At 47.1% G+C, this 478-nt stretch carries 2 protein-coding genes; one reads left to right on the plus strand and one right to left on the minus strand.

Annotation, left to right across the window (positions count from 1 at the left end; all coding sequences use genetic code 11):
* On the plus strand, positions 1–291 hold a 291-nt coding region (locus tag HBA93_RS18490; RefSeq protein ID WP_221724274.1), incomplete at its 5' end, for a hypothetical protein.
* A 27-nt stretch (positions 292–318) separates the two neighbouring features.
* On the opposite strand, the gene HBA93_RS24625 is transcribed toward HBA93_RS18490, so the two are convergent.
* Complete coding sequence (locus HBA93_RS24625) at positions 319–471, minus strand: thioredoxin family protein (protein ID WP_353619398.1); 153 nt, start codon at positions 469–471, stop codon at positions 319–321.
* Positions 472–478 lie beyond the last annotated feature (7 nt).

The raw sequence follows: 478 nt of genomic DNA on the forward strand, positions 1-478 counted from the left end.
GATGCCCCAGGCTTTTTCAACCAGATCACCTTCCAAGCGGTATGGCAGCAGCAGCGGCAATATCTCACTGACACGCACAGCACCTGCAGCATTTATGCCAAGCAGGAAATTCATATCAAACACCTCGCCAATCATTCAATTTATTTATTGAATGATTGGCGAGGTGTTGTAACTTGTCAAGCCACCAAGGCCGAATTCACGATCAGTTTATACGGTGAAAATCATCCCACACTTGAGGTATATGCAGACAAAAGCACTGCTCTGATCAATGAAGGCAGAACAGTGCCGTAATGCTTTAAAAGGCGTCAATTAAAGGGTTTAAGAAGCTGCCAACTGATCAATCAGAGCGGCGTATTTGCTTTTCTCTCTCAGCCCCACAACCTGCTCGACCAGCTTGCCGTCTTTAAACAGGATGACTGTCGGCACACCACGAATGCCGAAAGCCGCAGCAATCTCCGGCGACTTGTCAATATCAACT

Origin of the sequence: Ochrobactrum sp. SFR4 (assembly GCF_019730395.1) — a bacterium.
In the GTDB taxonomy this organism is placed as follows: Bacteria; Pseudomonadota; Alphaproteobacteria; order Rhizobiales; family Rhizobiaceae; genus Pseudochrobactrum.